6 protein-coding genes are annotated in these 6,463 nt (G+C 37.9%); all 6 read left to right on the top strand.

What is annotated here, in order from left to right; all coding sequences use genetic code 11:
• The first annotated feature begins 284 nt into the window (after nt 1-284).
• The 6 genes from D0T49_RS12475 (at nt 285) to D0T49_RS12450 (ending at nt 6,419) form a co-directional block, all read left to right on the top strand.
• Entirely contained in the window at nt 285-1,772 is a 1,488-nt protein-coding gene (locus tag D0T49_RS12475; protein WP_163632150.1) for a DUF3945 domain-containing protein, read from the top strand.
• A 28-nt stretch (nt 1,773-1,800) separates the two neighbouring features.
• Nucleotides 1,801-3,882: a type IA DNA topoisomerase gene (locus D0T49_RS12470; protein WP_163632148.1), complete on the top strand. Its 2,082-nt coding sequence runs from the start codon at nt 1,801-1,803 to the stop codon at nt 3,880-3,882.
• A gap of 201 nt (nt 3,883-4,083) precedes the next feature.
• Entirely contained in the window at nt 4,084-4,704 is a 621-nt protein-coding gene (locus tag D0T49_RS12465; protein WP_163632145.1) for a hypothetical protein, read from the top strand.
• Nucleotides 4,704-5,693 carry a hypothetical protein gene (locus tag D0T49_RS12460; RefSeq protein ID WP_163632142.1) on the top strand — a complete coding sequence of 330 codons (990 nt, stop codon included), beginning with the start codon at nt 4,704-4,706 and terminating at the stop codon, nt 5,691-5,693. The genes D0T49_RS12465 and D0T49_RS12460 overlap by 1 nt, the downstream gene beginning before the upstream one ends.
• A 132-nt stretch (nt 5,694-5,825) precedes the next feature.
• On the top strand, nt 5,826-6,086 hold the full coding sequence (locus D0T49_RS12455; protein ID WP_163632139.1) for a hypothetical protein: 261 nt from the start codon (nt 5,826-5,828) through the stop codon (nt 6,084-6,086).
• A gap of 3 nt (nt 6,087-6,089) precedes the next feature.
• Nucleotides 6,090-6,419, top strand: coding sequence for a hypothetical protein (locus D0T49_RS12450; protein ID WP_163632136.1), 330 nt, complete (start codon nt 6,090-6,092; stop codon nt 6,417-6,419).
• Nucleotides 6,420-6,463: the final 44 nt, after the last annotated feature.

Raw genomic sequence — 6,463 nt, 5'->3', positions numbered from 1 at the left:
TATGTCTTTTACAAAACCAACAACAAGATAAAGCGATAAAACAGAGCGAAGTACAGAAAATGAAATACTGAGTAACTAATACCTTTTTAGAGGAAAGATACAAAAAGCATTTAGATACACATCGTTTCTTGTCGATATTGTTGTGTGGCAACACTCCTGTATAATAGAAATATACGCCAAATAAAGCCAACCTATGTCACCTAACGCCACATCCTAATATATACACTATTTCTTCCGTACTTTTAATTCGATAAGTTTTTTATTCACCATTAAAAATTAAAGTTATGGATGTAAATTCAAACAACAAGTCCGGCTCTGATGAACAGATGATGGACATTCTTCTTGTCTTTGACAAGGAAAAGAAAACGATTAATGCCGTAAAGGGTATTGATGAAAACGGGGAACTGCAAACCGTTCCGCCGAAGCAGGAACATAACAACGATTTCCTGAAAGTGGATAAGCAGGGTAACGCACTTGAAAATTTCTTGAAGAATTTTTTCAACCAGCTAAAAGACCCAACCCGTTTCAGTTTCTTCAAAGTAGCACCCGAGGACACCGAACGGACAGTAAAAATCATTCAGGAAAATATCAAAAACCCGACACCTGCTGCGGATGAAATGCTTGATAAAATCCGTATCGAGCCGAAAGAACTGAAACCGGAAGCCCCAAAGGAATCCACTACACAGGAACAGAAGCCAGCCGATACGAATAAGTATTTCATCGACGCTAACAAAATTAACTGGGACGACCTGAAAAATCTGGGTATCACCAAAGAACAGCTTGAAAAATCAAAGGCTTTAGAACCTATGCTGCGGGGATATAAGTCGCCTTCCACCTTTCCGATTGAAGCCAACTTCGGGTCAATGGTAATGAAAACAGATGCCCGTCTTTCGTTCCGTCCGGACAGTGAAGGAAATGTGGTTTTGGCAATTCATGGTATCCGCAAAGAACCGGAACTTGACCGTCCGTTCTTTGGACACCAGTTTACCGATGAAGACAAAAAGAATCTCCGGGAAACCGGAAACATGGGTAGAATTGTTGATATAAAAAACTACCGTACAGGCGAACTTGTACCTTCTTTTATCAGTATCGACAAACAGACCAATGAACTGGTATCTATGAAGGCTTCGTCCCTGAAACTCCCCAATGAATTAAAAGGCGTTAAGCTGGACGAAAAACAGAAAGCTGCCTTGGTGGAAGGCAAAGCCATATTTCTTGAAAACATGATTTCTGCCAAGAATAAATCTTTTTCCGCCTATGTTCAGGTCAATGCAGAGAAACGCAGCCTTGAATTTATCTTTCCCGAAAAAGAGCAAAAGCAAACGCAGCAACAGGGACAACAGCAGAGGAACGACCAGCCCGAAGGGGTGCGCATTCCCAAATCCCTTGCAGGAGTGGAATTATCCGACAAACAGCAGGCTGATTTGCGGGCGGATAAAACTATCTATGTGAAAGGGTTGAAAGATAAAGAAGGTCAGGAATATAATGCCTATGTAAAGGTAAACCATGAAAAAGGAAAGCTGGACTTCTACAAATTCAATCCTGATAAGGCGAAAGAGATAGCCAAAGAAATAACCCCTGCCAACGAACATAAAACACAGGTAGCGGTCAATTCCGAAGGCAAAACGAACGAAGCGACCAAGCATACGAAAGAACCTTTGAAACCCGGACAGGCTACACCTATCGGGGAACAGAAGAAAAAGCGGGAAGAAAAGAAAGAAGAGCAAAAAACCGACAAGCCTAAAAAGTCGCAAGGTCGCAAAATGAAATAATTATTAACCACAAAAATCCAATTATATAATGATAGCAGTAATAGCAGAAAAACCCAGTGTGGCAAGGGATATAGCCACTGTACTGGGTGCAACACAAAAGAATGACGGGAACATTTTAGGTAACGAATACATCGTTACCTGGGCGTTCGGTCATTTAGTAGGACTTGCCATGCCTGATGCCTACGGAATCGAAAACTTCAGGCGGGAAAATTTACCTATACTACCGCAGTCATTTCAGCTCATTCCCCGTCAGGTAAAAACCGATAAAGGATATAAGCCTGATAGCGGAACGGTTAAGCAACTCAAGATTATCAAAGAAGTATTCGACCAGTGCGATAAGATCATCGTTGCGACTGATGCCGGAAGAGAAGGTGAACTGATATTTAGGTATATCTACCAATATCTTGAGTGCCGGAAACCTTTCGTCCGCTTATGGATAAGCAGCCTGACGGATAAAGCCATCCGGGACGGATTGCAGAATCTCAAGGATGGGACAATGTACGATAACCTTTTCCGGTCGGCAAAGGCAAGAAGCGAAGCAGATTGGCTTATCGGCATTAATGCTTCCCAAGCGTTAAGTATAGCTGCCGGAAGGGGGACATATTCTTTGGGACGGGTACAGACACCCACGCTGGCGATGATATGTTCCCGTTATCTTGAGAACAAGAACTTCGTTCCACAGAAGTATTGGCAACTGAAATTACAAACCGGGAAAGACAGCATTGAGTTTTCAGCCCTTTCAGAAGAAAAATTCGATAGCCAGCAACCTGCTATCGACAAACTGCAAACAGTAAAGAGTAGCGGTCAGGTACAGGTTAAATCGGTGGAATGTAAGGAAGTAAACCAAGAACCACCGCTTTTGTATGACCTCACCACTTTACAGAAAGAAGCCAATACAAAGCTTAATTTCTCCGCCGACAAAACACTGTCCATTGCACAAAAACTCTATGAAGGAAAACTAATTTCCTACCCCCGAACCGGAAGCCGTTATATATCGCAAGACGTTTTCGATGAAATACCGGAACGTATTTCCCTGCTGGAAACTCACGACCGGTTTGCCGGCTACGCAAAATCAATGAAAGGTAGTAGTCTGAACCGCCGAACAGTGGATGATAAAAAAGTTACAGACCACCACGCATTAATTATAACCGAGAATAAGCCCGGCAGTTTACAGGCGGACGAACAAGCGATATACGAACTGGTTGCCGGAAGGATGCTGGAAGCTTTTTCGGAAAAGTGTGTCAAGGAAGTTACCTCAATTTCTCTCAACAGTGTTGAGAGTATTTTTACAGTGAAAGGAACAGTAATAAAGTCTGCCGGATGGCGGGCTGTTTTCAACGCTCAAGAAGAAGGTGAGGAAAATACCGTTTTACCAGCATTAAATAAAGGTGAAAATTTACCACTTTCCGATATTGAGTTACTGGAAAAGCAGACCAAGCCTAAACCGTTACATACGGAAAGTTCGTTGCTGTCGGCTATGGAGAATGCTGGGAAAGAACTGGAAGATGCCGAACTGAAAGCCAGTATGAAGGATTCCGGTATCGGTACGCCAGCGACACGGGCTGCGATTATTGAAACTCTCTTTACCCGGCAGTATATTGTCAGGGAGAAGAAAGCCCTTGTGCCGACCGAAAAGGGACTGGTGGTTTACGATATAGTTCGGAATAAGAAAATCGCTGATGTGGAAATGACTGGTATGTGGGAAAACGCACTATCCAAGATTGAAAGCGGGGAAATGAATCCTGACACCTTCCATAAAAGCACAGAAGTTCATGCTTCACAGATAACCAGCGAACTTTTAGGGGTACAGCTTACCTTATCAACGCAGCAGGATTTAACCTGCCCAAAATGTGGGACAGGTCGGATCCTGCTGTATCCGAAAGTGGCAAAGTGTGATAATACTAATTGCGGGCTGGTTATCTTCCGAAACAAAAGCGATAAGCAATTAACGGATAAACAGGTTACGGAACTGGTAACGGCGAAGAAAACAGGAGTGATAAAAGGTTTCAAAAGTAAAGCCGGAAAGCCCTTCGATGCTTCACTGGCTTTTGACGACCAGTTCAATGTGGTATTCGTTTTCCCTGAAAAGAAAGGGAAATCAAGGAAATAATCTGAAATTCCGTATCTTTACCACAGAAAATTCCATTATGAATAGATTTTATGCTATCCGTAATTGAGGATTTTTGTGGTTAGCACCCGGTGGGGACACTGGGTGCTTTTTCATGCCTTGTTGATAAATACGAGAATATAATTATCTGAAAGCTAATATTCTGTATCTTTGTATGATTTACAAATTAAAAGATTTGCACAGATGGCAGAATATCAATTGACTCAAAAAATAATAGAACTAAGTGATTCTGATTATTGGGAAACAGCAAGAAAAGAGTGGTTTTTTGAGATGATATATGTTAGTGAAGAGCCACAAACTTGTTTATGTGGTCATTTCCCTATTATTAATATCTGTGTAATTCGGAATACTAAAAATGGGAACAACACAGAAGTAGGAAATTGTTGTATAAATAAATTTCTGGGAATAGATGATGGGAATAAAATTTTACCATCAATTAATCGGTTGAAAGAGGATTTATCAAAAAGTATGAGTTTAGAATCTTTGGATTATCTATATGACAGAAATGTTATTTCAGAGAGAGAATACGATTTTTATTCTGATATTCAAAGAAAAAGAAATCTGTCATTAAAGCAGAGTTCTTTTAAAGAAAGCATTAACGAGAAATTGTTGAATTTTACAAGCTATGAAGCTAATTCAATTTTTGCTAAAATAAATAAAATATTAAAATGGGCAGAAAATAGAGATGATTTTGATACTGATTTTATTGAATCATTGAAACATAATTGTCAGAGGAAAGGCACTTTGACAAATAATCAAAAGCTTGCATTGGACAATATTATTAAGAAATTTAAGATAGAGTAATGAAGAGATTTATAGATGAGAAAGGAACATTTGAGATAACAGTTCCAGCCACGTGGAAATATTTTTTAGATAAAGGGAAGGTGCATACTTTTCAAGATTATCAAATTTGGAAATCTGATACATTCCAACTTTCCATTAACGAATTAGACACAGATGAGAAAAAGAATAATTTCGACAAAAATTGCAATTTCCTGAAAACAGAAAAAATACACAATGAAAATTACTTTTCTTTACCTGATTCAACGGGTGGTGAATTTACTGTAAAAAGTTGGATGAAACGGATTGATTCTAAAATGGTCATGTTTACTCTTACTTACTCAAATAATCCAGACCCCGAACTGGACAATAGAACTCTTGACGAGAAAATTTCAATAGTTCATTCCGCTATAAAAAGCTTCAGGCTGATAGATACAGCACAGAGAAATAGCACGGTAAACTCATATAGATTTGAAATGTTCTTGCAGGGTGTTGGTGCTACTTCTTTGATTTTGAGCAATGCTATATCCAATAAAGCTTTTATTGAGGCAACATGTATTTTAGCAAGTCAGATTGATGCACTATTGAGGATTGGAATAGTCTTGAAGAACCAAATAAATAACAACAATAAGGATATTGAGATTGAGTGGATATATCAGGGATTGACAGATAAAAAAAAATCAGAAAAAGATATATACAAGAAAGCCCTTGAAATTGGTATTATTGACCAAAGTATTTCTAATGAATTATATGTCTTGTATGATGATAGAAACAGGGTTATACATAGGTTTATAATATCTGAAATAACATTAGCAGAAGTAGAGGGAATTGCCTATAAGTACTATAAGAAACAACAGAAGATAAATAAAATAATCTACGACCTTGAAACGGAACAAATAGAAAAGAACGTAGGAATGACAATTGCTGGAAAAAAGGAATCAGATGATGGGATAAGTTTTATCAAAGGTAAAATAGGGATTAATGAGTGTTTTGAAAATAAAAAATCTGTATGACAATTACTTATGTGAATAATGAAGTTAGGAGATACTTAATAGAATTATCTCGACAACGAATTAATCAAACTGTTACATATCAACAGTTGTCTGATGAGTGTGATTTGGAATTAGATATGAGAGAAAATCCATATGACAGAAAAGATTATTGGGAAGATATTAGGAGATATATCTGCTTTTGAACATGAAAATGATAGACCACTGTTAAGTTCTTTAGTTCTTAGAGCCGGAGATAACTATGAAGGAGATGGTTTTTATAAACTTGCGGAAGAACTGGGATTTGGGAGCTGGAAAAGTCTAAAGAGAGAGGGCGTTTTTGAAATAGAACAAATGAAAAAGTGTATTGAATTTTGGACAAACGATTCCAATTATCACAAGTATAAAGAAGTATGATTTATGGAAATACATTTTAAGCGAATAAATCACAATCTGTCGAAAATTAAACGACGTTTATTAGCAGATGATATTTTAAATAAAGATATTGATTTTACCCATACGTTTATTCCCCCATACACTAAAGCAAATAATATTTCAGATATTAAACTTATAATTATAGGACAAGACCCAACCGTTAGAGAGTTAGAAAGTAGAAAAGATATTAATACAACTTTAAACCTAAATAGAAAAGGTAATTTAAGGTCTTTTGTAAACCATATATGTACCGAGTTAAACTTTGATATTGAAAAGGATATTTATGCTACCAATTTATATAGGCCTATTCAGTAAATAGTTTCAAAATAGCATGAGCAGATAACAGGCTCATGCTCTTT

The organism is Paludibacter sp. 221, assembly GCF_010501035.1.
Taxonomy (GTDB): Bacteria; Bacteroidota; Bacteroidia; order Bacteroidales; family Paludibacteraceae; genus QVMH01.
This window is presented reverse-complemented; position numbering and strand designations above follow the sequence as displayed.